21 protein-coding genes are annotated in these 23,661 nt (G+C 71.8%); 17 read left to right on the plus strand and 4 right to left on the minus strand.

Annotated features, from left to right (window positions below; translation table 11 throughout):
* Positions 1-7 precede the first annotated feature (7 nt).
* Positions 8-871: an NmrA family NAD(P)-binding protein gene (locus BKA05_RS01140; RefSeq protein WP_179529783.1), complete on the minus strand. Its 864-nt coding sequence runs from the start codon at positions 869-871 to the stop codon at positions 8-10.
* Positions 872-916: 45 nt separating this feature from the next.
* Entirely contained in the window at positions 917-1,528 is a 612-nt protein-coding gene (locus BKA05_RS01145) for a LysE family transporter (protein WP_179529784.1), read from the minus strand.
* A gap of 53 nt (positions 1,529-1,581) precedes the next feature.
* On the opposite strand from BKA05_RS01145, the gene BKA05_RS01150 reads away from it, so the two are divergent.
* The gene (locus BKA05_RS01150) at positions 1,582-2,223 is read left to right on the plus strand and encodes an MBL fold metallo-hydrolase (RefSeq protein ID WP_179529785.1); all 642 of its coding nucleotides are present in this window, start codon (positions 1,582-1,584) and stop codon (positions 2,221-2,223) included.
* A 40-nt stretch (positions 2,224-2,263) separates the two neighbouring features.
* Here BKA05_RS01150 and BKA05_RS01155 read toward each other — a convergent pair whose 3' ends face one another.
* Together BKA05_RS01155 and BKA05_RS01160 are read right to left on the minus strand one after the other, a co-directional pair.
* Entirely contained in the window at positions 2,264-4,345 is a 2,082-nt protein-coding gene (locus BKA05_RS01155; protein ID WP_179529786.1) for an aryl-sulfate sulfotransferase, read from the minus strand.
* Positions 4,346-4,471: 126 nt separating this feature from the next.
* Positions 4,472-5,737, minus strand: coding sequence for an isochorismate synthase (locus BKA05_RS01160; protein ID WP_343045464.1), 1,266 nt, complete (start codon positions 5,735-5,737; stop codon positions 4,472-4,474).
* A 123-nt stretch (positions 5,738-5,860) separates the two neighbouring features.
* Between BKA05_RS01160 and BKA05_RS01165 the strand changes: the two genes are divergently transcribed.
* From BKA05_RS01165 to BKA05_RS01240, 16 genes are all read left to right on the plus strand, one after another.
* Positions 5,861-6,550 carry a demethylmenaquinone methyltransferase gene (locus tag BKA05_RS01165; protein WP_179529788.1) on the plus strand — a complete coding sequence of 230 codons (690 nt, stop codon included), beginning with the start codon at positions 5,861-5,863 and terminating at the stop codon, positions 6,548-6,550.
* Between the two features lie 323 nt (positions 6,551-6,873).
* Positions 6,874-7,233, plus strand: coding sequence for an NADH-quinone oxidoreductase subunit A (locus BKA05_RS01170; RefSeq protein WP_179529789.1), 360 nt, complete (start codon positions 6,874-6,876; stop codon positions 7,231-7,233).
* 21 nt (positions 7,234-7,254) lie between these two features.
* Positions 7,255-7,809, plus strand: coding sequence for a NuoB/complex I 20 kDa subunit family protein (locus BKA05_RS01175; protein ID WP_179529790.1), 555 nt, complete (start codon positions 7,255-7,257; stop codon positions 7,807-7,809).
* Positions 7,806-8,543 carry an NADH-quinone oxidoreductase subunit C gene (locus BKA05_RS01180; RefSeq protein WP_179529791.1) on the plus strand — a complete coding sequence of 246 codons (738 nt, stop codon included), beginning with the start codon at positions 7,806-7,808 and terminating at the stop codon, positions 8,541-8,543. Before BKA05_RS01175 ends, BKA05_RS01180 begins: the two co-directional genes overlap by 4 nt.
* Positions 8,543-9,883 carry an NADH-quinone oxidoreductase subunit D gene (locus tag BKA05_RS01185; RefSeq protein ID WP_179529792.1) on the plus strand — a complete coding sequence of 447 codons (1,341 nt, stop codon included), beginning with the start codon at positions 8,543-8,545 and terminating at the stop codon, positions 9,881-9,883. The genes BKA05_RS01180 and BKA05_RS01185 overlap by 1 nt, the downstream gene beginning before the upstream one ends.
* A complete protein-coding gene (gene nuoE, locus BKA05_RS01190; protein ID WP_179529793.1) occupies positions 9,880-10,677 on the plus strand; it encodes an NADH-quinone oxidoreductase subunit NuoE in 798 nt (265 codons plus the stop codon). Before BKA05_RS01185 ends, nuoE begins: the two co-directional genes overlap by 4 nt.
* Positions 10,678-10,685: 8 nt before the next feature.
* On the plus strand, positions 10,686-12,017 hold the full coding sequence (gene nuoF, locus BKA05_RS01195; protein ID WP_179532902.1) for an NADH-quinone oxidoreductase subunit NuoF: 1,332 nt from the start codon (positions 10,686-10,688) through the stop codon (positions 12,015-12,017).
* Positions 12,014-14,479 (plus strand): NADH-quinone oxidoreductase subunit G, encoded by a 2,466-nt coding sequence (locus tag BKA05_RS01200; RefSeq protein WP_179529794.1) that lies wholly within the window; start codon positions 12,014-12,016, stop codon positions 14,477-14,479. The genes nuoF and BKA05_RS01200 overlap by 4 nt, the downstream gene beginning before the upstream one ends.
* Positions 14,480-14,496: 17 nt before the next feature.
* The gene (gene nuoH / locus BKA05_RS01205) at positions 14,497-15,780 is read left to right on the plus strand and encodes an NADH-quinone oxidoreductase subunit NuoH (protein ID WP_179532903.1); all 1,284 of its coding nucleotides are present in this window, start codon (positions 14,497-14,499) and stop codon (positions 15,778-15,780) included.
* A 3-nt stretch (positions 15,781-15,783) separates the two neighbouring features.
* Positions 15,784-16,359, plus strand: coding sequence for an NADH-quinone oxidoreductase subunit NuoI (gene nuoI, locus BKA05_RS01210; RefSeq protein WP_179529795.1), 576 nt, complete (start codon positions 15,784-15,786; stop codon positions 16,357-16,359).
* The gene (locus BKA05_RS01215; protein WP_179529796.1) at positions 16,356-17,225 is read left to right on the plus strand and encodes an NADH-quinone oxidoreductase subunit J; all 870 of its coding nucleotides are present in this window, start codon (positions 16,356-16,358) and stop codon (positions 17,223-17,225) included. The genes nuoI and BKA05_RS01215 overlap by 4 nt, the downstream gene beginning before the upstream one ends.
* A complete protein-coding gene (nuoK, locus tag BKA05_RS01220) occupies positions 17,222-17,524 on the plus strand; it encodes an NADH-quinone oxidoreductase subunit NuoK (RefSeq protein ID WP_179529797.1) in 303 nt (100 codons plus the stop codon). Before BKA05_RS01215 ends, nuoK begins: the two co-directional genes overlap by 4 nt.
* Positions 17,525-17,532: 8 nt before the next feature.
* Positions 17,533-19,473, plus strand: a complete 1,941-nt coding sequence (gene nuoL / locus BKA05_RS01225; protein WP_179529798.1) for an NADH-quinone oxidoreductase subunit L — start codon at positions 17,533-17,535, stop codon at positions 19,471-19,473.
* Positions 19,473-21,050, plus strand: coding sequence for an NADH-quinone oxidoreductase subunit M (locus BKA05_RS01230; RefSeq protein WP_179529799.1), 1,578 nt, complete (start codon positions 19,473-19,475; stop codon positions 21,048-21,050). Before nuoL ends, BKA05_RS01230 begins: the two co-directional genes overlap by 1 nt.
* Entirely contained in the window at positions 21,050-22,639 is a 1,590-nt protein-coding gene (gene nuoN / locus BKA05_RS01235; RefSeq protein ID WP_179529800.1) for an NADH-quinone oxidoreductase subunit NuoN, read from the plus strand. Before BKA05_RS01230 ends, nuoN begins: the two co-directional genes overlap by 1 nt.
* Positions 22,636-23,658 carry a polyprenyl synthetase family protein gene (locus BKA05_RS01240; protein ID WP_343045465.1) on the plus strand — a complete coding sequence of 341 codons (1,023 nt, stop codon included), beginning with the start codon at positions 22,636-22,638 and terminating at the stop codon, positions 23,656-23,658. Before nuoN ends, BKA05_RS01240 begins: the two co-directional genes overlap by 4 nt.
* Positions 23,659-23,661: the final 3 nt, after the last annotated feature.

The raw sequence follows: 23,661 nt of genomic DNA on the forward strand, positions 1-23,661 counted from the left end.
CGACGGATCAGGCGCGCCGGGTCTCCTCCAGGGTCTCCTCCAACGTCCTGGCGGGCCGGCCGGTGAGCTGCTCGACCGCACCGGTGACCCCGGCGCAGGAGCCGTCGGCGATGGCGGTGTAGGTGCTGACCCACGCCTCGAGCTGCCAGTCGGGAGCGTCGGGGTACGCCGCACGGCGCGACGCCCACGCCTCCTCCCGGGTCTCGTCCTCGAAGCGAAGCGACCGCCCGAGGACCCGCCCGGCGCGCTCGGCGACCTCGGACATGGTCAGCGCCTCGGGGCCGGTCAGCTCGTAGGTCGCGCCGGCGTGTGCGCCCGGGTCGCGCAGCACGGCCGCGGCTGCGGCGGCGACGTCGGCGCGCGCCACGGCGGCGACCCGCCCGGCGCCCGCCGGCCCGCGGACGACCCCTTCGTCGTCGGCGAAGAGCGGCAGCACGTCGAGGTAGAAGTTGTCGCGCAGGAAGGTGTGCTCCATCGAGGTCGCACGGATCGCCTGCTCGGTGTCGTGGTGGTCGCGACCCAGGGTGAAGGTCGCGTCCTCGGCCGCCCCCGCGAACGACGTGTAGACGATCCGCCGCACACCGGCCTCCGCGGCCGCCTCGACGAAGGTCCGGTGCTGGGCCCGGCGGTCGGCCGACTCCGACGCGGAGACCATGAGCAGGGTGTGGACGCCGCGCAGCGCCTCGACCCCGGACGCCGCATCGCCGTAGTCGCACCGGCGTACGTCGGTGTCGACCGCGGGTGCCCTGGCCGGGTCGCGGGCGAGCAGTCGCAGGTCGAGGCGCAGGTCCGCGCCGGCGAGCAGCCGGACCACCTCCCCACCCAGGGCTCCGGTGACGCCGGTGATCGCGATGGTGCGCTGGTGCTCCATGGGCCCAGTCTGCGACGACGGTGGTGAGGTCCCCGCCGGGCCGGGTCAGCCCAGGATCGTGCGGACCGCCAGGCCCGCGACGACCACCGCGGAGACCAGGCCGGTGACGAGGCGACCCCGCGGTCCGGTGATGGTCCGTCCCAGGCCGGCGCCCGCGAGCGCCAGCCCGAGCTGCCACAGCGCAGACGCCGCGAACGCCGCCGCCACGAACACCAGCCCCTCGACCGGCCCGTCGACCAGGTCCCGGTTGCCGAGCACGACGGCCGCGAAGTAGACGACCGTCGTGGGGTTGACGGCCGTGATCCCCACGAACAGCAGGTACGCCGCCCGCGGCCCCACCACCCGCCCCGACCGGGCCGGTGACGACCGCCGCGACCACGCATGGAGGGCGGTGAGCGCGGCGATGCCGAGCAGCACCAGGCCCGAGACCACGCGGAGTGCGTCCGCGACCGGGGCGAGCAGCCCCGCCAGGGCCGCCCCGCCGAGGACCGCGGCTGCGGCGTACACCCCGTCGACGGTGGCCACCCCCAGCGCGGCTGCCGAGCCGACCCGCCACGACGTGCGCGCGGTGAGGGTGACCAGGAACGCGCCGACCGCACCGATCGGCACCGCGATGGCCAGGCCGGTCACGAGACCGGAGACGACCACCTCGAGCACCCGCGCATCCTGGCCGACCCCGCGGGGTGGGGCCAGCGGATTACGGTGGGCGCATGCGCGTGACGAAGTTCGGCCACTCCTGCGTCCGCATCGAGCACGAGGGCACCACGGTGGTCCTGGACCCGGGTGCGTTCACCGAGCCGGAGGCGGTCGACGGCGCCGACCTGGTCCTCGTCACGCACCTGCACCCCGACCACTGGACGCCCGAGCACCTGCGCCGTGCCGACGCCCCGGTGCGCACCATCGCGCAGGTCGCCGACGCCGTGGGTGAGCAGGCACCCGACCTGGTGGAGCGGCTCACCGTGGTGGCGCCGGGGGAGCGCTTCGCCGCGGGCGGCATCGACGTCGAGGTCGTGAACGACAAGCACGCGGTCATCCACCCCGACTACCCGCGCCCCGACAACTCCGGCTTCCTGCTCGACGTCGGCGGCACGTCGGTGTTCCACCCCGGTGACAGCCTCGACGGCCCGGGCCGCCCGGTCGACCTGCTGCTGGCGCCGGTCTCCGCACCGTGGATGAAGATCAGCGAGGCGATCGACTTCGCCCTGGCCGTCGGCGCGCCCCGCAACCTCGCCATCCACGACAAGGTCTACTCCGACCTCGCCCTCGGCATGGCCGACACGCACCTTTCCACGTTCCTGTCCCCGCGCGAGCAGGAGTACCTCCGCCTCCCCGACGGCGCCGACCTGCCCTGACCCCTCGAGCGTGCCTGAGTGACATCTCGGCGGTCCCGGGTCAGCCCCGGGCCCGCAGCCTGACCCGGTCCCGGCCGCCGGAGCCGAGGGCGGCTCGTGCCTCGAGCACCACCCGGACGACGTCGCGACGCCCGGCCGAGCGTCGGGGCACGACGACCAGGCGGAGGTCGTCCACCTCGTCGGCACGGACCCGGGGCCGGTAGGTCCCACGGCGCACCTGTCGGCCGACGTCCTTCCCGCCCGCCTTCCACAGCAGCCGGAACGCATCGGTGTCGCCGCGCAGGGTCGCGCCGAGCGTGACGCGGTCGGCGATGGCGGCGTCGTGGTCGACGTGGAAGGCGACCCGGGTCCGACGACCGTCCGTCCGCGAGGTGGCGGTCTGGGGACCGAGGCTGCCCCCGACGACGTCCCGTCCGGTCCCGCCGCCCAGCCACAGGTCGGCCCGGGAGTCGGCCACCTCGTAGGCGATCGACCGCTCGGAGCGGTTGCCCGCGCCGTCCACGGCCACCACGTCGACCGACTGCTCGCCGGGCTGCAGGGTGGAGGGAGGGGCAGTCGCCTCGCAGGAGAGCAGGGACGAGCCGCCGCGGTCGGCGCAGCGGTGCAACATCTCGACGCGTGCCCCGAGTCGCAGCGGCGCGGAGGTCTCCGGCGCGGCATCGATGGTCGGCGCGATGGCGTCGGGGAAGTCGGCGTACGCCGCCCGGTAGGTGAAGTACGGCGGTCCGCCGGCGGAGGCGACGTTGCGCACCTCCCACAGCACCTCGCCGTCGGCGCCGAGCTCGCTGGCGGTCGCCGCGGTCGAGGAGGCCCACCCGACCAGGGTGGTGCCGCCGGGCAGTCGCTCGGCCGACCCGGCGAAGACGGCGAACCGGCCGTCGACCTGGTGGTTCTCGACGACCGAGGCCTCCATCGTGTCCTCGTCGAGGGACAGCCCGAGCACGCGGCTGAAGCGCCGGTCGACCACCGGTCCGAGCGGGTCGGCCTGGTCGACGCACAGCGGCGTGGAGCCCTCCCAGCTGCCGTTGTCGAAGATCAGGATCGTGCCGTCGGGCTGCTCGTATGCGGTGTGCTGCGCGCACGGGCCCGTGCCGTCGGGGTCGTCGGGGAAGGTGAAGTCGCTGCGTCGGCCGCCGAGGCGCCACACGATGTCGCCGGAGGCGAACCCGTCGTGGGCGGTGCGGGCGACCTTGAGGACCGCGCTGAGGTGCCGGAAGGACAGCAGGATGTCGCCGTCTTCCATGACCTGGATGGAGTTCAGGTGGGCGTAGTCGGTGTCGTTGGTCCACACCGTCTCGTCGACGAGGTCGTGGTCGGCGCTGTTCCACTCCCACAGCACGGTCCCGTCAGGGGCGACGTGCTGGACGATCGCGTCGACCAGCCCCGACTCGGGGTCGGGCTCGTAGGCGCTGATGTAGACGCTGCCGTCGTCGTTCCACACGATGTCGTGGGCGTCGGTGTGCTCGAGACCGACCGTCGTGTGCGACTCGACGACCTCCAGCGAGGCGTCCAGGCGCAGCGCGGTCGCGCTGGCGTCCAGGTCGTTGCTGGGGCGTCGGAAGATCGAGTAGCCGCCGTCGGGGAGCGGCTTGAAGTCCATCGAGGAGCCGAACTCCGGCACGTCGACCCACAGCGGCACGCCGTGCGAGTCGATCGCCGCCTCGAACTGCGACCCCGGCGCGACCCACCGGCTCAGGGTCAGCAGCACCGCACCGTCGGCGACGGCGCTGCCCTCGGCGGCCGGCACCGTGACCTCCAGGGTCGGGAAGTCCGCCGGCAGGTAGATGACGGAGTACGCCCTGGTCCCGCCCTTGTCCTCGATCAGCACCGACACCTCCTCGCCCTCGGCGAGGTCCTCGACCGTCGTCGGGCCCGTGACCGGCGCGCCGTCGACGAGCACCACACCGTCCGGATCGGTGGTCGTCGCGGTCACCTCGAGGGTGCCGTCGGACTCCTCGGTGGTGGTGGCGGCGTAGCGGGTCACCGCCGGGTCGAAGGCGGGGTAGCTCGACACCCCCGGACCGGAGACGCTCAACGAGTGCGTCGGCGCGGGCTCGGGGTCGTCGGCGCTGGCGGGCGCGGCGCTTGGGAGCCCCACGAGGGCCAGGACCAAGCCGGCCACCGCGACGGCTCGGGGGTAGGGACGACTGTCGTCTGCGCCGCGGGCCCTCCCAGACCCGTGGACGCGCGCTGCATGCTCCACCTGCGCACTGTAGGTGCTGCCGGCGTGCGCTGCGGGTGCTTCGGGTCAGCCGCCCAGCGCGTCGCGGACGGGCACGAACTTCGCCTGGGCCTCGGCGAGCTCGGCCTCGGGGTCGGAGCCGCCCACGATGCCGCAGCCGGCGAAGAGCCGGACGGTGTCGCCGGAGACCGACGCCGACCGCAGGGCGATGCCCCACTCCCCGTCACCGGCCGCGTCCATCCAGCCGACCGGGCCGGCGTAGCGACCGCGGTCCATCCGCTCGATCTCGGCGATGAGGGCCACGGCCGCGGTCGTGGGGGTGCCGCCGACCGCCGCCGAGGGGTGCAGCGAGGCGGCGAGCTCCAGCGACGTCCGGGTGTCGCGGGCGACGCCGGCGACGTCGGTGGCCAGGTGCATCACGTTGGGCAGGTGCAGCACGAACGGTGCCTCGGGGACGTTCATCGACGAGCAGTGCGGGTCGAGCGCGTCGGCGACCGACCGGACGGCGTACTCGTGCTCCTCGAGGTCCTTCGACGACCTCGCCAGTGCGGCGGCCAGCGCGAGGTCGCGCTCGTCGTCGCCGGTGCGCCGGATGGTGCCGGCCAGCACGCGGGAGGTGACCAGGCCGCGCTCACGGCGCACCAGCATCTCCGGCGTCGCGCCGACCATCCCGTCGACGTGGAACGTCCAGCACATCGGGTACGCCGACGACAGCTGCCTCAGGGGCCACCGGACGTCGACGTCACCGTCGGCGCGCGCCACCAGGTCCCGCGCCAGCACGACCTTCTCGAGGTCGCCCCGCTCGATCCGGGAGACGGCGTCGGCGACCGCGGACATCCAGGCCTCGCCGTCGAGGGCGCCGTCGGTGAAGGCGATCCCCCCGGGGGCGCGGGGCGCCTCGGCGGCGACCAGCGCGTGCTCGAGGTGCTCCAGGCCGCGACCGACGGTGGTGAGCCAGGCGCGCTCGCCGCGCCGACCGACCACGACGGAGGGCACGACGAGGACGGAGTCGCCGGGCTCGTCGGCGAAGGCGAAGGTGCCGAAGCAGACCAGGCCGGTGCCGGGCTCGGTGACCTCGTCGCGCACGACCGCGCGCGAGGTGAGCTCGCTCCACCACGCGGCGGCGTCGTCGAAGCGGGAGGCCCCGGCGGTGCGCAGCTCGGCGGCACGTCCCCAGCCGACCAGGCCCTCGTCGCGGCGCACCCAGCTGACCGGGTCGTCGCTGGGCAGCAGCGAGAGCAGGTCGTCGACCTGGGCCGGGTCGATCTCGACCGTGCGGGCCACCAGGGCGGGAGCGGGAGTGCCCAGCTCACCCGGACTGCTGCTCGTCACGTCGTCGAGACTACTCACCACCGTCCGCTCCCCGGACATCGCGTGGCCGGGATCACCGGGCCGGCGAGGTGGAGCGACGGACCGAGCGCGGGAGCGCGAGGGTCCACCGCCTAGTCTTCGCCCGTGGCCCGTGCAGACCTGGACAAGCAGCCGACCGACGTCCGTCGGATGTTCGACGCGGTGGCCAAGCGCTACGACGTCACCAACGACGTGCTCTCCCTGGGGCAGGACCGCCGGTGGCGCACCCACGTCGTGGAGGCGGTCGCGCCGGTCGCGGGGGAGCGGATCCTCGACCTGGCCGCCGGCACCGGCACCTCCAGCGTCCCGTTCCACGACAAGGGCGCGACGGTCGTCCCGTGCGACTTCTCCCTCGGGATGCTGCAGGTCGGCAAGCAGGCCCGCCCGCACCTGCCCTTCACCGCCGGTGACGGCACCCGGCTGCCGTTCGGGGACGCCACCTTCGACGCGGTGACGATCTCCTTCGGCCTGCGCAACATCGTCGACCCGGTCGCCGGCCTGCGCGAGATGCGCCGCGTGACCAAGCCCGGCGGCCGCCTGGTGGTCTGCGAGTTCAGCCACCCGACCTGGTCGCCGTTCCGCACCGTCTACGTCGAGTACCTCATGAAGGCCCTGCCGCCGGTGGCCCGCGCGGTCTCCAGCAGCCCCGACGCCTACGTCTACCTCGCCGAGTCGATCCGCGCCTGGCCCGACCAGGCCGGCCTGGCCGCGCTGCTCCAGGAGGCCGGCTGGTCCGGCGTCGAGTGGCGCAACCTCTCCGGCGGCATCGTCGCGCTGCACCGCGGCCGCGCCTGACCCCTCCCGGCCGCCTCGTGTGGCTCAGCGCGGTCCCTGGACCCCGCTGAGCCACACGAGCCGTCGCGTCCGCCCTGAGAGACCGAATTAGGGTACGTACAGATGACGTAAATGCGCAGGTCAGGTGGGTGGTGACCGCGAGCCGGGCCGCCGGGTGATCCGACCCACCCCCCGGGTGTACCGACCCCGCGAGCAGTGGCAAGATGTGGGCTGCGCCACCTAGTGATTCGGTTCACAAGGTCACGTGTCGCGGCTCACGCCGCGGTCCGGACCGGCCTGGACGCATCCGACCAGCGGGGCGCCGGAGAGGAGAGTCGGCTCAGATGGAGCTCTACACACCGGTCCTGTTCCTCGCGGCCCTGGCCGCGGGGTTCGCGATCTTCTCGGTGGCGGTGAGCACCCTCACCGGCCCGGGCCGCTACAACCGCGCCAAGTACGACTCCTACGAGTGCGGCATCGAGCCCACCCCGCAGCCCGTCGGCGGCGGCCGCTTCCCCGTGAAGTACTACACCGTGGCGATGACCTTCATCGTCTTCGACGTCGAGATCATGTTCCTCGTCCCGTGGGCGGTGCACTTCGACGCCCTGGGCGGCTTCGGTCTCGTCGCCGTCGTCCTCTTCCTGGTCAACCTCACCGTCGCCTACGCCTACGAGTGGCGTCGCGGCGGGCTGGACTGGGACTGAGCGGAGCAGAAGGAGACCCCCGTGGGCATTGAAGAGAAGCTTCCCAGCGGCGTCCTGCTGACGACCGTGGAGGGCGTCGCCGGCTACTTCCGCAAGGCGTCGTTCTGGCCGGCCACCTTCGGCCTGGCCTGCTGCGCCATCGAGATGATGACGACCGGCGGCCCGAAGTACGACCTGGCCCGCTTCGGCATGGAGGTCTTCCGGGCCTCCCCGCGCCAGGCCGACCTGATGATCGTCGCCGGTCGCGTCAGCCAGAAGATGGCCCCGGTCCTGCGCCAGATCTACGACCAGATGGCCGAGCCCAAGTGGGTGCTGGCGATGGGCGTGTGCGCCAGCTCGGGCGGCATGTTCAACAACTACGCCATCGTGCAGGGCGTCGACCACGTCGTGCCCGTCGACATGTACCTCCCCGGGTGCCCGCCGCGCCCGGAGATGCTCATCGACGCGATCCTCAAGCTGCACGACCAGGTCCAGACGACCAAGTTCGGGGCCAACCGCGCCGCCCAGATCGAGGAGCTGGAGAACGCCGCGCTCAAGGCGCTGCCCACCTCGGAGATGAAGGGCCTGCTGCGATGAGCGACCAGACCCCCGGCGGGCCCGGCAGCCCGGACAGCACCGACAAGATGCCCGAGAACGTCCCCGCGCCGACCGGTGAGGTCGGCCAGGTCGGCGTCCGGCAGGGCATGTTCGGCGTGAGCGGGACCGGTGACACCTCCGGCTACGGCGGCCTGGTCAGCGCGGTCACCTTCCCCGCGCCGGCCCAGCGCCCCTTCGGCGGCTGGTACGACGAGGTCGCCGACGCCCTGGGGTCAGCGGCCCGCTCCGCCGGCCTCGAGCACGCCCTGGGCGACGTGGTCATCCACCGCGGCGAGATCACCTTCCACGTGCGCCGCGAGGACGTCGGTGCGCTCGCGCGGGTGCTGCGCGACGACCCGGCGCTGCGCTTCGAGCTGTGCTCCTCGGTCAGCGGCGTGCACTACCCCGACGACACCGGCCGCGAGCTGCACGTCGTCTACCACCTCGCCTCGATGACCTGGAACCGCCGCATCCGTCTCGAGGTCACCGCACCCGACGCGGACCCGCACGTGCCCACGGTCAGCGACACCTACCCCGCCGCGGACTGGCACGAGCGCGAGACCTGGGACATGTTCGGGATCGTGTTCGACGGCCACCCCTCGCTCACCCGGATCCTGATGCCGGACGACTGGCCGGGCCACCCGCAGCGCAAGGACTACCCCCTCGGAGGAATCCCCGTGGAGTACAAGGGCGGGACCGTGCCGCCGCCGGACCAGCGCAGGAGCTACAGCTGATGTCGACCGATCAGGACATGTACGCCGGCGCCAGCGAGACCACCGAGGGCCGGGTCTTCACCGTCACCGGCCAGGACTGGGACGAGATCAGCCAGGGCCTCGCGGAGGAGGCCGAGGAGCGGGTCGTCGTCAACATGGGTCCCCAGCACCCCTCCACGCACGGGGTGCTGCGACTGATCCTCGAGCTCGAGGGTGAGACGGTCACCGACGCCCGTTGCGGCATCGGCTACCTGCACACCGGCATCGAGAAGAACATGGAGTTCCGCACCTGGACGCAGGGCGTCACGTTCTGCACCCGGATGGACTACCTCTCCCCGTTCTACAACGAGATGACCTACGTCCTGGGCATCGAGCGGCTGCTCGACATCGAGGACGACGTGCCGGAGAAGGCCCAGGTCATGCGGGTCCTGCTCATGGAGCTCAACCGCATCTCCTCCCACCTGGTCGCGATCGCGACCGGAGGCATGGAGATCGGTGCCCTGACGGTGATGACCGTCGGCTTCCGCGAGCGCGAGCTGGTCCTCGACCTCTTCGAGCTCATCACCGGCCTGCGGATGAACCACGCGTTCATCCGTCCCGGCGGCGTCGCCCAGGACCTCCCCGTCGGTGCGCTGGAGGAGATCCGCTCCTTCATCGCGCTGATGAAGAAGCGCCTGCCGGAGTACGCCGCGCTCTGCAACGCCAACCCGATCTTCAAGGCCCGCCTCGAGGGCGTGGGCCACCTCGACCTCGAGGGCTGCATGGCGCTGGGCCTGACCGGTCCCATCCTGCGCTCGACCGGCTACCCGTGGGACCTGCGCAAGACCCAGCCCTACTGCGGCTACGAGGACTACGAGTTCGACGTGCAGACGTGGGACACCGCCGACTCCTACGGCCGCTTCCGGGTGCGGCTGGCCGAGATGTGGGAGTCGCTGCGCCTGGTCGAGCAGGCCGCCGACCGGTTGGCCGGCCTCGAGGGTGCCCCGGTCATGGTCGCGGACAAGAAGATCGGCTGGCCCAGCCAGCTCTCGATCGGCTCCGACGGCATGGGCAACAGCCTCGACCACATCAAGCACATCATGGGTGAGTCCATGGAGGCGCTGATCCACCACTTCAAGCTGGTGACCGAGGGCTTCCGCGTGCCGGCCGGTCAGGCGTACGTGCCGGTCGAGTCCCCGCGCGGCGAGCTCGGTGCCCACGTCGTCTCCGACGGCGGCACGCGGCCCTTCCGGGCGCACTTCCGCGACCCGTCGTTCCACAACCTGCAGGCGACCAGCGTGATGAGCGAGGGCGGCCAGGTCGCCGACGTCATCGTGGCCATCGCCTCGATCGACCCCGTGATGGGAGGCGTCGACCGGTGAGCGGCATCGACGAGAAGACCTACGCAGAGCTGACCGAGATCGCGGGGCGCTACCCCGAGAAGCGCTCGGGCCTGCTGCCGATGCTGCACCTGGTGCAGTCGGTCGAGGGCCGGGTCACGCCCGCGGGCATCGAGGCGTGCGCGGAGATCCTGGAGATCACCCCGGCCGAGGTCAGCGGTGTCGCGACCTTCTACACGATGTACAAGCGCCGCCCGGTCGGTGACTACCACGTCGGCGTGTGCACCAACACGCTGTGCGCGGTGATGGGCGGCGACGAGATCTTCGCCCGCCTCAAGGACCACCTCGACGTCGGCAACGACGAGACCACCGAGGACGAGCCGGGCAAGAAGTCGATCACCCTCGAGCACGTCGAGTGCAACGCGGCCTGCGACTACGCCCCGGTGATGATGGTCAACTGGGAGTTCATGGACAACATGACCCCCGAGTCCGCGGTCACGCTGGTCGACGACCTGCGGGCGGGCAAGGAGGTCACCTCCACCCGCGGTCCGCGGCTGTGCAGCTGGCGCGAGGCCGAGCGGGTGCTCGCCGGCTTCCCCGACGGCCGCGTCGACGAGGGCCCGGGTGCCGGGCCGGCGTCGCTCCGCGGCCTGCAGATCGCCCAGGAGAAGGGTTGGTCGGCGCCCGCCGGCGCCGACGGCTCCCCGGCGGCCGTGCCTGCCTCCGCGCAGGCCGCTGCCGCCAGGACCGACGCCTCGCAGGAGGCCGAGTCCGCCGCGGTGGAGGCCGACGCCCCCACCGCCACCGAGGCAGCCGAGAAGAAGGACGCCCAGTGAGCGACACCGTGACCGACACCCTCACCCCGGTCCTCACCGCCAACTGGGGCGCCGAGCGCTCGTGGACCCTGGAGTCCTACGAGCAGCACGGCGGCTACCAGGCGCTGAAGAAGGCGCTGGGCATGGCGCCCGACGACATCATCTCCGCGGTCAAGGACTCCGGCCTGCGCGGTCGCGGCGGCGCCGGCTTCCCCACGGGCATGAAGTGGTCCTTCATCCCGCAGGACAACCCCAAGCCCAAGTACCTCGTGGTCAACGCCGACGAGTCCGAGCCGGGCACCTGCAAGGACATCCCGCTGATGATGGCCAGCCCGCACACGCTGGTCGAGGGCGTCATCATCTCCAGCTTCGCGATCCGCGCGAACAAGGCGTTCATCTACATCCGCGGCGAGGTCCTGCACGTGATCCGTCGGGTCCAGGCCGCCGTCGCCGAGGCGTACGCCGCCGGCCACCTCGGCCAGGACATCCACGGCTCCGGCTTCGACCTCGACATCGTCGTGCACGCCGGCGCCGGTGCCTACATCTGCGGTGAGGAGACCGCCCTCCTCGAGGGCCTCGAGGGTCGCCGGGGCCAGCCCCGCCTGCGCCCGCCGTTCCCCGCGGTGGCCGGCCTCTACGCCAGCCCGACCGTCATCAACAACGTCGAATCGATCGCCTCGGTGCCCAGCATCATCGCCAACGGCGCGGAGTGGTTCTCCTCGATGGGCACCGAGAAGTCCAAGGGCTACGGCATCTTCTCCCTCTCCGGGCACGTCACGAGCCCTGGGCAGTACGAAGCTCCGCTCGGCATCACGCTGCGCCAGCTCATCGACCTGGCCGGCGGGATGCGACCGGGTCCCGACGGGCAGCCCGCCCGGCTGAAGTTCTGGACCCCCGGCGGCTCCTCCACGCCGCTGCTGACCGAGGAGCACCTCGACCTGCCGCTGGACTTCGAGTCGATGGGCGAGGCCGGCACCATGCTCGGCACCCGCGCCCTGCAGCTCTTCGACGAGACCACCTGCGTGGTCCGCGCCGTGCTGCGCTGGACGGAGTTCTACAAGCACGAGTCCTGCGGCAAGTGCACCCCGTGCCGCGAGGGCACCTGGTGGCTGGTCCAGACCCTGGCGGCGCTGGAGCGTGGCGAGGGCAGCGAGTCCGACCTCGACCTGCTCCTCGACCAGTGCGAGAACATCCTCGGCCGCTCCTTCTGCGCGCTCGGCGACGGTGCCACCAGCCCGATCTCGAGCTCCATCAAGTTCTTCCGCGACGAGTACCTCGCGCACCTCACCCACGGCGGCTGCCCGTTCGACCCGGCCGCCTCCACCGCCTGGGCCGCCACGACCGCCGGAGCGAAGGCATGACCGCCACCCACGACAAGGCCCCCGAGAAGGCCGCCGAGCAGGACCTCGTCACCCTCACCATCGACGGCATCGAGGTCAGCGTCCCCAAGGACACCCTCGTCATCCGTGCCGCCGAGCAGATCGGCGTGCAGGTGCCGCGGTTCTGCGACCACCCGCTGCTGGAGCCGGTCGGCGCCTGCCGGCAGTGCCTCGTCGACGTCCCCGACGCCGGCAACGGTCGCGGCTTCCCCAAGCCGCAGGCCTCGTGCACCCTGCCGGTCGCGCCCGGCATGGTCGTCAACACCCAGGCCACCTCCGAGGTCGCGGACAAGGCCCAGCAGGGGGTCATGGAGTTCCTGCTGATCAACCACCCGCTCGACTGCCCGGTCTGCGACAAGGGCGGCGAGTGCCCCCTGCAGAACCAGGCGATGTCCAACGGCCAGGGCGAGTCCCGCTTCGCCGGCTCGGGCAGCGGCGGCGTCAAGCGCACCTTCCCCAAGCCGATCAACCTCAGCCCGCAGGTGCTGCTGGACCGTGAGCGCTGCATCGTGTGCCAGCGCTGCACCCGCTTCGCCGACGAGATCGCCGGCGACCCCTTCATCGCCCTGGTCGAGCGCGGCGCCCAGCAGCAGATCGGCATCGCCGAGGACGCGCCGTTCCTGTCCTACTTCTCCGGCAACACCATCCAGATCTGCCCCGTCGGCGCGCTGACCTCGGAGTCCTACCGCTTCCGCTCGCGGCCCTTCGACCTGGTCTCGACCCCCTCGGTCGCCGAGCACGACGCCTGCGGCTCCGCCATCCGCGTCGACCACCGCCGCGGCAAGGTGATGCGTCGCCTCGCCGGCGACGACCCTGAGGTCAACGAGGAGTGGATCACCGACAAGGACCGCTTCGCCTTCGCCTACGCCTCGCTGGAGGACCGGCTCGGCTACCCGCAGGTGCGGGACCGGGTCGAGGACGGCGGCGACGGTCAGCTGCGCCCGGCCTCGTGGCCCGAGGCGTTCGCCGTCGCGGCGCGCGGTCTGCACGCTGCAGGCGCCGCCGGCGGCGTGGGCGTCCTGACCGGTGGTCGCCTGACCGCCGAGGACGCCTACGCCTACGCGAAGTTCGCGCGGGTCAGCCTCGGCACCCACGACATCGACTTCCGCGCCCGGCCGCACTCGGCCGAGGAGGCCGAGTTCCTCGCGGCCCACGTCGCGCTGACCGGCCCCTGGGCCGGCGGGGTCTCGTACGCCGACCTCGAGACCGCGCGCACGGTCGTGCTCGTGGGCTTGGAGCCCGAGGACGAGGCCGGCGCGATCTTCCTGCGGCTGCGCAAGGCCTCGCGCCACGGCACCGGCCGCGTCCTGGCCCTCGCGCCGTACACCACCCGGGGGCTGCGCAAGATGGGCGGGACCCTCGTCCCGACGGCGCCCGGGCAGGAGCCGGCCGCGCTGGCCGGCCTGCTGGGTCACGCCGAGCACGGCATCGACTCCGGGACCGTCGTCCTGGCCGGCGAGCGCCTGGCCACCGTGCCCGGTGCGCTCTCCGCCGTCGCCGACCTCGCGGCCAAGACCGGTGCCCGGGTCGCCTGGGTGCCCCGTCGTGCCGGTGACCGCGGTGCGGTCGAGGCCGGCTGCCTGCCGACCCTGCTGCCCGGAGGCCGTCCGGTCGCCGACGCCGCCGCCCGCGTCGACGCCGCCACCTCGTGGGGCGTCGGGTCGCTCCCGGAGGCACCGGGTCGTGACGCCGACGCCATCGTGGCCGCCCTGGTCGCCGGCGAGCTCGGCGGTCTGGTCGTCGCCGGCGTCGAGCCCGACGACACCACCGACCCCGCCGCCACCCGCGCCGCGATCGAGGCCGCCGGCTTCGTCGTCGCCCTGGGGCTGCGCGACACCGAGGTCACCCGGGCCGCCGACGTGGTCTTCCCCGTCGCCGCGCCCGTGGAGAAGGCCGGCACTTACCTCACCTGGGAGGGCCGCCCGCGGCCCTTCGAGGCGGTGCTGCCCTCGCCGACCGCCCTGCCGGACCTGCGCGTGCTGGCCGGCGTCTCCGAGGAGCTCGCCGCGCTCGGTCAGGGGGCCCCGCTGGGCTTCCGCACCGTCGCCGACGTCCGCGCGGAGATGGAGCAGCTCGGCCCCTGGGACGGCGACCGACCGGCGATGACCCCGGTCGAGCCCGCCCCCACCGACGGGCAGGGCCTGGCGCTCTCGACCTGGAAGCTGATGATCGACGGCGGCTCGATGCAGGACGGCGACAAGCACCTCGCCGCGACCGCCCGCCCGGCCGTGGCCCGGGTCAGCCCGGCGACGTACGCCGAGCTCGGTGAGCCCGACGCCGTCGTCCTCACCGGTGACCGCGGCTCGGTGACGATGCCCGCCGAGGTCGTCGAGGACATGACCGACGGCACCGTGTGGGTGCCGGCGGCCTCCACCGGGGCCGGTGTGCTCGCCGGTCTCGCCTCACCCGGTTCCCGGGTGACCGTGAAGGGAGCAGGAGCGTGAGCCCGCTGTTCGTGCCCATGGCCGAGGACCTCTCGGCCTTCGGCCAGGACCCCTGGTGGCTGGTGCTGGTCAAGGCCGGCCTGGTCTTCGTCGTCCTGGTGCTGCTGACGCTGTTCAACATCTGGTGGGAGCGCCGCGTCGTCGCCCGCATGCAGCACCGCATCGGCCCCAACGTGCACGGTCCCTTCGGGCTGCTGCAGTCGCTGGCCGACGGGGTGAAGCTGGCCTTCAAGGAGGACCTCATCCCCAAGGCGGCCGACAAGGTCGTCTTCGTGCTGGCGCCGGTGATCGCGGTGATCCCCGCGTTCGTCACGTTCTCGGTGGTGCCCTTCGGTCCCGAGGTCACGATGTTCGGCGAGCGCACCCCGCTGCAGCTGACCGACATGCCCGTCGCGGTCCTCTTCGTGATGGCCATCGCCTCGATCGGCATCTACGGCATCGTGCTCGGCGGCTGGTCCTCGGGCTCGACCTACTCCCTGCTCGGCGGCCTGCGCTCCAGCGCCCAGATGATCTCCTACGAGGTCTCGATGGGCCTGGCGCTGATCGCGGTGTTCATCTACGCCGGCTCGCTGTCGACCAGCGAGATCGTCGCCGCCCAGGACGACCTGTGGTTCGGCCTGATCCTCATCCCGTCCTTCGTGATCTACGTGATCTCGATGGTCGGCGAGGTCAACCGCGCGCCCTTCGACCTGCCCGAGGCCGAGGGTGAGCTGGTGGGCGGCTTCCACACCGAGTACTCCTCGCTGAAGTTCGCCCTGTTCTTCCTCGCCGAGTACATCAACATGGCCACGGTCTCCGCGCTGGCCACCACGCTGTTCCTCGGCGGCTGGCACGCGCCGTTCTGGATCGACCGGGTCTGGGAGGGCGCCAACGAGGGCTACGTCCCGGTGATCTGGTTCTTCGGCAAGGTCCTGTTCTTCATCTTCGGCTTCATCTGGCTGCGCGGCTCGCTGCCGCGACTGCGCTACGACCAGTTCATGGCCTTCGGCTGGAAGGTCCTGATCCCCGTCGCGCTCGCCTGGACCGTGCTCGTCGCGATCATGCGCTACGTCTCCAACACCTACGACATCGGTGTGCAGCAGGTGCTGCTCTTCGGTGGCGCGGCGATCGTGGTCGTCCTCGCGCTCGGCTTCTTCGGCAGCACCGAGGACTCCGAGGAGGACGAGGCGGCGCCCACGATCCCCGAGGGCGGCTACCCCGTCCCGCCCATGCCCGCCGGGGGAGCCGTGCGCGGTGCCGCCGCGCCGCTGGAGTTCCCCCGATCCACCACCGTCCCGGCCGGTGCCGGGGAGGAGGCCTGACCCGTGGCTGAGAAGAAGGACAAGACGCTGAAGGAGCAGTTCATCGACCCGGTCGCCGGGTTCGGTGTCACGTTCCGGACGATGTTCAAGAAGGTGGTCACCGAGCAGTACCCCTTCGAGAAGCTCCCCACCGCGCCCCGCTTCCACGGCCGCCACCAGCTCAACCGCTGGCCCGACGGCCTGGAGAAGTGCGTCGGCTGCGAGCTGTGCGCCTGGGCCTGCCCCGCCGACGCGATCTACGTCGAGGGCGCCGGCAACACCGACGAGGAGCGCTTCAGCCCCGGTGAGCGCTACGGCCGCGTCTACCAGATCAACTACCTGCGCTGCATCCTGTGCGGGCTGTGCATCGAGGCGTGCCCGACCCGGGCGCTGACGATGACCAACGAGTACGAGCTGGCCGACGACAACCGCGCGGACCTCATCTACGAGAAGTCCGACCTGCTGGCCCCGCTGCTGCCGGGCATGGAGCAGCCGCCGCACCCGATGCGACTCGGTGACGACGAGGGGGCCTACTACCGCGGTCAGTACGCCGCCCCGGCGCCCGGCGAGAAGATCGGCACGACGGGGGAGCAGGCATGACCGTGACCTTCTGGCTGCTCGCGGCCATCATCGTCCCCGCGGCGCTGGGCGTGCTGTTCGTGCGCAAGGCCGTGCACGCGGCCCTGCTGCTGGCCGTGGTGATGATCAGCCTCGCGGTGCTCTACCTGACCCTCGAGGCGCCGTTCCTCTTCGCGGTCCAGATCATCGTCTACACCGGCGCGATCTTGATGCTCTTCCTCTTCGTCGTGATGCTCGTCGGCGTCGACGCCTCCGACTCGGTGGTGGAGACGATCCGCGGCCAGCGCTGGATGGCCTGGGGCGCCGGCCTGGTGATGGGCGCGCTGCTGCTCGTCTCGGTCGCCCAGATCTCGCTCGGCACGATGCGCGGCCTGACCGAGGCCAACTCCGCCGGCAACATCGAGGGCCTGGCCGACCTGCTCTTCTCCCGCTACGTCCTGGCCTTCGAGGTCACCGCCGCCCTGCTGATCACCGCGGCGATGGGCGCCATGGTGCTCGCGCACCGCGAGCGGCTCACGCCCAAGCCGACCCAGGCGTCGATGGCCGCCCGCCGCGTCCGGGAGTACGCCGAGTCCGGCAAGCCGCTGGGCCCGCTGCCCTCCCCGGGCGTCTACGCCCGGCACAACGCCGTGGACACCCCGGCCCTGCTGCCCGACGGCACCCCCGCCGAGGCCTCGGTGGCCCGGGTGCTGGCCGCCCGCGGGACCGTCCGGTCCGCCCCGGCGCTGGCCGAGGACATCGAGGAGCTGCAGCGCACCGTGGGTGACGTGGGCAGCCGCACCGACGCCGACGCGCAGGGCGGCGGTGTCGCCGGTGGTGCCGGCGGCACGACCGACACCAGCGCCGGCAGCGGCCACAACACCGAGAACCCGGAGGAGGACGCGTGAGCGACGTCAACGCCTACATCGGCCTCTCGGCCGTGCTGTTCACGATCGGCACGATCGGTGTCCTGACCCGGCGCAACGCCATCGTGGTCTTCATGTGCGTCGAGCTGATGCTCAACGCCTGCAACCTCGCCCTGGTGGCCTTCGCCCGCCAGCACGGCAACCTCGACGGCCAGGTGGCGGCGTTCTTCGTCATGGTCGTCGCGGCGGCCGAGGTCGTCGTCGGGCTGGCGATCATCATGACCATCTTCCGGACCCGTCGCTCGGCCTCGGTCGACGACGCGAGCCTCCTCAAGTACTAAGGCGGACGATGTTCCTCTTCAGTGAAGGCGGCCACAGCATCCCTGTGGTCGACCCCGTGAGCGCGGCCGACGCCGGTGGTGTCTTCGGCCTGCTGTGGCTGGTCATCGGCCTGCCCCTGCTCGGTGCCGCGGTGCTGCTGCTCGGCGGCCGGCGCACCGACCCGTGGGGCCACCTGCTCGGCACCGCCATGGCGGTCGGCTCGTTCGTCCTCAGCACCCTGATGCTGATCGGGCTGATGGGTCGTGAGGAGGGCGAGCGGGCGGTCACCCAGCACCTGTGGGACTGGGTGAGCGTCGGCGACTTCGAGGTCGGGATGGACCTGCTGGTCGACCCGCTCTCGATCCTCTTCCTCATGCTCATCACCGGTGTGGGCTCGCTGATCCACGTCTACTCCATCGGCTACATGGAGCACGACCCGCGACGCCGCCGGTTCTTCGCCTACCTCAACCTCTTCGTCGCCGCGATGCTGATGCTGGTGCTCGCCGAGAACTACCTGGGCATCTTCCTCGGCTGGGAGGGCGTCGGCCTGGCGTCGTACCTGCTGATCGGGTTCTGGCAGCACAAGCCCTCGGCGGCCGCCGCCGCCAAGAAGGCCTTCGTCATCAACCGTGTCGGTGACATCGGCATGAGCCTGGCGATCGCGATGTTCTTCGTGACCTTCGGCTCGACCAGCTTCACCGTCATCTCCGCCAACGCCTCCGGCGCCAGCGAGGGCGCGCTCACCGCGATCGGCCTGCTGCTGCTGCTCGGGGCCTGCGGCAAGTCCGCGCAGGTGCCGCTCCAGGCCTGGCTGCTGGACGCGATGGAGGGTCCGACGCCGGTCTCGGCGCTCATCCACGCCGCCACCATGGTCACCGCCGGCGTCTACCTCGTGACCCGCTCCAACTTCGTCTTCGAGCTGGCCCCGGCCGCGCAGACCGCGGTCATCGTGGTCGCCACCGTCACCCTGCTGTGGGGTGCGGTCATCGGCTGCGCCAAGGACGACATCAAGAAGGCGCTGGCCGGCTCCACGATGTCCCAGATCGGCTACATGATGCTGGCCGCCGGCCTGGGCGTGTACGGCTACGCGTTCGCCATCTTCCACCTGATCACCCACGGCTTCTTCAAGGCCAACATGTTCCTGGGCGCGGGCTCGGTCATGCACGGCATGAACGACGACGTGGACATGCGTGCCTACGGCGCGCTGCGCAAGGTGATGCCGGTGACGTTCCTGACCTTCGCGATGGGCTACCTCGCGATCATCGGGTTCCCGCTGTTCTCCGGCTTCTGGTCCAAGGACAAGATCATCGAGACCGCGCTGGTGGAGAGCCCGGTCGCCGGTGCGGCCGCGCTGATCGGTGCGGGTGTCACGGGCTTCTACATGACCCGCCTGATGCTGATGACGTTCTTCGGCGAGAAGCGCTGGAAGGACGGCGTCCACCCGCACGAGTCGCCCTCGGTCATGACGGTGCCGCTGATGGTGCTGGCTGCCCTGTCGGTGCTCGGCGGCGTGCTCTACCTCGGTCACTGGATCGTCGACTGGCTCGCGCCGGTCGTCGGTGAGATCCCCGAGCACGAGCTCCCGATGCCCGCGATCGTCTACTCGATCATCACCGTCGCCGTCGTGGCGGTGGGCGTCGCGGTGGCCTGGATGACCGTCGGCAAGCGGCCGGTCCCGACCACGCCGCCCACCGACGTCTCCTTCGTCACCCGCGCCGCGCGTGCCGACATCTACGGCGACGCCATCAACGACGGCCTGGTCGTCCGGCCGGGTGCCGCGCTGACCCGAGGCCTGGTCTCGGCCGACCGGTCGGTGGTCGACGGGCTGTTCACCGGCACCGCGACCGTGCTCGCCGGGATCGGTCAGGGCCTGCGCCGGGCCCAGAACGGCTTCGTGCGCTCCTACGCCCTGTCGATCCTCGGCGGCGTCATCCTCGTCCTCGCGGCCCTCACGGTGGTGAACCTCTGATGTCCGACTTCCCCTGGCTCAGCGTCCTCGTGGCGCTGCCGCTCGTGGGCGCCTTCGTGGTGCCGAGCCTGCGCGGCGCCACCGCCAAGCAGACCGGCCTCGGCTTCTCGCTCGCCACGCTGGTCCTCTCGGTGGTCGTCGCCGCGCAGTACGAGCTCGACGGCGGCATGCAGCTGACCGAGACCTACGAGTGGATCCCCGCCTTCGGCGTGCACTTCGCCCTCGGCGTCGACGGCCTGGGCCTGCTGATGGTGCTGCTCACCACGCTGCTGGTGCCGATCGTGCTGCTGGCGGCCTGGCGTGAGGACGAGGCCGACAACCCGGCCCACGTCGACGGCAACCCGCAGGGCAAGGCCCACGTCTTCGTGGCCTGGGCCCTGGCCCTCGAGGCGCTCTCGCTGGCGGTCTTCCTGGCCACCGACGTGTTCCTCTTCTACATCGTCTTCGAGGCCACGCTGATCCCCGCGTACTTCCTCGTCGGCGGCTTCGGTCGTCTCGGTCGCTCGGCCGCCGCGGTGAAGTTCCTGATGTTCCAGCTGGCCGGTGGCCTGGTGCTGCTCATCGGCGTCATCGGGCTCTACGTGGTCTCCGCGCAGGCCGGCTCCCCGTCGTACCTGCTGAGCGACCTGATGGCGCTCGACATCGACACCACCGCCGGGCGCTGGCTGTTCGCGACGTTCTTCATCGCCTTCGCGGTCAAGGCGCCGCTGTTCCCCGTGCACACCTGGCTGGCCGACACCACGGGCAAGGCGACCCCGGGCACCTCGGTGCTGCTGGTCTGCGTGCTCGACAAGATCGGCACGTTCGGCATGCTGCGCTTCTGCCTGGGGATCTTCCCCGAGGCCTCGCAGTGGGCCACGCCGCTGGTCGTCACCCTCGCGCTGATCTCGATCGTCTACGGCGCCTTCGTCGCGATCGGCCAGGACGACGTGCTGCGCCTGATCGGTCTGACCTCGCTGAGCCACTTCGGCTTCATCGTCCTGGGCATCTTCGTCTTCAGCTCCCAGGGCGGCACCGGCTCGATCCTCTACATGGTCAACCACGGCCTGGGCACCGCAGCGCTGTTCCTCGTCGCCGGCTACGTCATCGCGCGCCGGGGCACCGCCTCGATCCGCGAGCTCGGCGGCCAGGAGAAGGTCACCCCGGTCATCGCGGGCCTGCTGCTCATCGGCGGGCTGGCCACCCTCGGCCTGCCCGGGCTCTCGCCGTTCATCAGCGAGTTCCTGGTGATCATCGCGGCCTTCGACTACGCCTGGTACGTCGGTGCCGTGGCCGTCACCGGCATCGTGCTGGCGGCGATCTACGTGCTGTGGATGTACCAGCGCACCATGACCGGCCCGACGCCGGAGAAGGTCACCGCCGACGAGGACCTCAGCCTGCGCGAGGGCATCGCGGTCGCGCCCCTCGTGGTCGCCCTGGTCTTCCTCGGCTTCTACCCCGCCCCGCTCCTGGACGCCGCCGACCCCTACGTCGGTGACCTGATGAGCCACGTCGGTGTCACCGACGACCCGCCGGAGGTCACCGCGCCCGCGGCCGATCACGCCGGTGACGAGCACGCCGAGGAGGGCGAGCACTGATGGAGTTCACCAAGCCTGTTCTCGCCTACGCCGAGATCTGGCCGCTCATCGCGGTGCTCGGCGTCGCCTGCCTCGGCGTCCTCGCCGAGGCGCTCCTGGCCCGCCCGCACCGGCACCGCGCGCAGGTGCTGCTCGCCGGCACCGGCCTCGTGGCCGCCCTTGTCGGCACCGTCGTCGTGGGCACCCGTCTCGACGTGGTCGCCGACGGCACCGCCCGCGGTGTCATCGGTGGTGCCGGCTCCGTGATCGTCGACGGACCCACCGTCTTCCTGTGGGCCCTGGTGCTGGTCTTCTCCCTCATGGGCCTCGCGCTCTTCGCCGAGCGCAAGGTCGAGGCCGGCGTCTCGGTCTTCGCCGGCCAGGCAGCCGCCCTGCCGGGCAGCGACGCCGAGCGGCAGGCCCAGGGCCTGGACCACACCGAGGTCTACCCGCTGATGATGTTCGCCATCGGCGGCATGATGCTCTTCCCCGCCTCCGGGGACCTGCTGACGATGTTCGTGGCCCTCGAGGTCCTCTCGCTCCCGCTCTACCTGCTCTCCGGGCTGGCGCGCCGTCGCCGCCTGCTGAGCCAGGAGGCGGCGCTGAAGTACTTCCTGCTCGGCGCGTTCTCCTCCGGGTTCTTCCTCTACGGCATGGCCCTGGTCTACGGGTACGCCGGCACGCTGGACCTCGGCGGCATCGACGCGGCGATCCGCAACGACTCCGGCAACTCCGGCATGCTCACGATCGGGCTCGGCCTGCTGCTGGTCGGCCTGCTGTTCAAGGTCGGTGCGGTGCCGTTCCACTCCTGGACCCCCGACGTCTACCAGGGCGCCCCGACCGCGGTGACCGGCTTCATGGCCGCCTGCACCAAGATCGCGGCCTTCGGTGCCCTGCTGCGCCTGCTCTACGTCGGCTTCGGTGCCGACCGATGGACCTGGCAGCCGGTGCTGTGGGTCGTCGCCATCCTCACCATGCTCATCGGTGCGCTGCTGGCGGTCGCCCAGACCGACGTCAAGCGGATGCTGGGCTACTCCGCGGTGGCCCACACCGGCTTCCTGCTCACCGGCGTGCTCGGCGCCCAGGCGGCCGGGGAGCTCGCGGTCGGCCAGGTCACCTCGCTGCAGGCCGTGCTGTTCTACCTGGCGACGTACTCCTTCGCGACGCTCGGCGCCTTCGCCGTCGTCACGCTGGTGCGCGACTCCTCGGGTGAGGCGACGGGCCTGGACCGCTGGGCCGGGCTGGGCAAGCGCTCGCCGCTGGTGGCCGGGGCCTTCGCCTTCTTCCTGCTCTCGATGGCCGGCATCCCGCTGACCGCCGGGTTCGCGGGCAAGTGGGCGGTCTTCACCGTCGCCATGTCCGCCGGGGCCTGGCCCGTGGTCGTCGTGGCCATCACCTCCTCGGTGATCGCGATCTTCTTCTACGTGCGCACCATCCAGGTGATGTTCTTCTCCGACGTGGCCGAGGGCACCGAGCCCGCGGTCGTCGCGGTGCCCTCGTGGCTGACCAGCGGCACCATCGCCGTGGCCGTGCTCGGCACGCTCGTCCTCGGTGTCGTGCCGGGGCCGCTGCTCGAGCTCGCGGCCGATGCCGGACAATTCATCAGGTGAGCTCCACCCCGCCCCCCGCCACGCTGGCCCTGCCGGTCACCGACGACGCGCTCGCGGCCCGGCTGCGCGCGCGCATGGAGACGGTCGAGAAGCTGCTCGACGGTCACGTGGAGGGTCGCACCGCCTACGTCACCGAGGCGGCGCGGCATCTGCTGGCCGCCGGGGGCAAGCGGTTCCGTCCGCTGCTGGTGCTGCTGGCCTCCGAGACCGGTGAGCACCCCGACAGCGACGACGTGCTGACAGCCGCCTGCGTCGTGGAGATCACCCACCTCGGCTCGCTCTACCACGACGACGTGATGGACGAGGCGGCCCTGCGCCGCGGTGCCGACTCGGCCAACGCCCGCTGGGACAACCTCGTCGCCATCCTCACCGGCGACTTCCTCTTCGCCCGCTCCTCCGAGCTCACCTCACGGTTGGGTGCCGACGCGGTGCGCATCCAGGCCGAGACGTTCACGCGCCTGGTCGAGGGCCAGATCATGGAGACCGTCCCGCCCGCCGACGGCGAGGACCCGCTCGAGCACTACCTCGAGGTGGTCGCGGGCAAGACCGGTTCGCTCATCGCGACCTCCGCGCGCTACGGCGCCCGCTTCGGGGGCGCCAGCCGCGAGGTGGAGGAGGCGCTGGCGGCGTACGGCGAGATCGTGGGGTCGGCCTTCCAGCTCTCCGACGACATCCTCGACATCGCCTCGGAGTCCGACGACTCGGGCAAGACCCCGGGCACCGACCTGCGCGAGGGCGTGCCCACCCTGCCGACGCTGATGGCCCAGTCCGCGTGCCGGTCCTCGACCGACCCGGCCGACGCGCGTCTGCTGGAGCTGCTGTCCGGCCCGATCACCGACGACGGGGAGGTCGAGGAGGCCCTGGCGCTGCTGCGGGCCCACCCCGCGATGGAGCAGGCCCGCGACTACGTCGTGGCGCGCGCCGCCGAGGCCAAGGCCCTGCTGGAGATCCTGCCGCGGACGCCGGTGCGCACCGCGCTGGAGTCCTTCGCCGACCTGGTCGCCACCCGGACGGGCTGACCT

The sequence above is a fragment of the Nocardioides marinus genome, from assembly GCF_013408145.1.
Classification (GTDB): domain Bacteria; phylum Actinomycetota; class Actinomycetes; order Propionibacteriales; family Nocardioidaceae; genus Nocardioides; species Nocardioides marinus.

Coding starts and splice junctions, on each gene's coding strand:
- BKA05_RS01140 (WP_179529783.1), bottom strand. CDS start 871: ATGGAGCACCAGCGCACCATCGCGATCACCGGCGTCACCGGAGCCCTG.
- BKA05_RS01150 (WP_179529785.1), top strand. CDS start 1,582: ATGCGCGTGACGAAGTTCGGCCACTCCTGCGTCCGCATCGAGCACGAG.
- BKA05_RS01170 (WP_179529789.1), top strand. CDS start 6,874: ATGGAGCTCTACACACCGGTCCTGTTCCTCGCGGCCCTGGCCGCGGGG.
- BKA05_RS01180 (WP_179529791.1), top strand. CDS start 7,806: ATGAGCGACCAGACCCCCGGCGGGCCCGGCAGCCCGGACAGCACCGAC.
- BKA05_RS01185 (WP_179529792.1), top strand. CDS start 8,543: ATGTCGACCGATCAGGACATGTACGCCGGCGCCAGCGAGACCACCGAG.
- BKA05_RS01200 (WP_179529794.1), top strand. CDS start 12,014: ATGACCGCCACCCACGACAAGGCCCCCGAGAAGGCCGCCGAGCAGGAC.
- nuoH (WP_179532903.1), top strand. CDS start 14,497: ATGGCCGAGGACCTCTCGGCCTTCGGCCAGGACCCCTGGTGGCTGGTG.
- BKA05_RS01215 (WP_179529796.1), top strand. CDS start 16,356: ATGACCGTGACCTTCTGGCTGCTCGCGGCCATCATCGTCCCCGCGGCG.
- nuoL (WP_179529798.1), top strand. CDS start 17,533: ATGTTCCTCTTCAGTGAAGGCGGCCACAGCATCCCTGTGGTCGACCCC.
- BKA05_RS01230 (WP_179529799.1), top strand. CDS start 19,473: ATGTCCGACTTCCCCTGGCTCAGCGTCCTCGTGGCGCTGCCGCTCGTG.
- nuoN (WP_179529800.1), top strand. CDS start 21,050: ATGGAGTTCACCAAGCCTGTTCTCGCCTACGCCGAGATCTGGCCGCTC.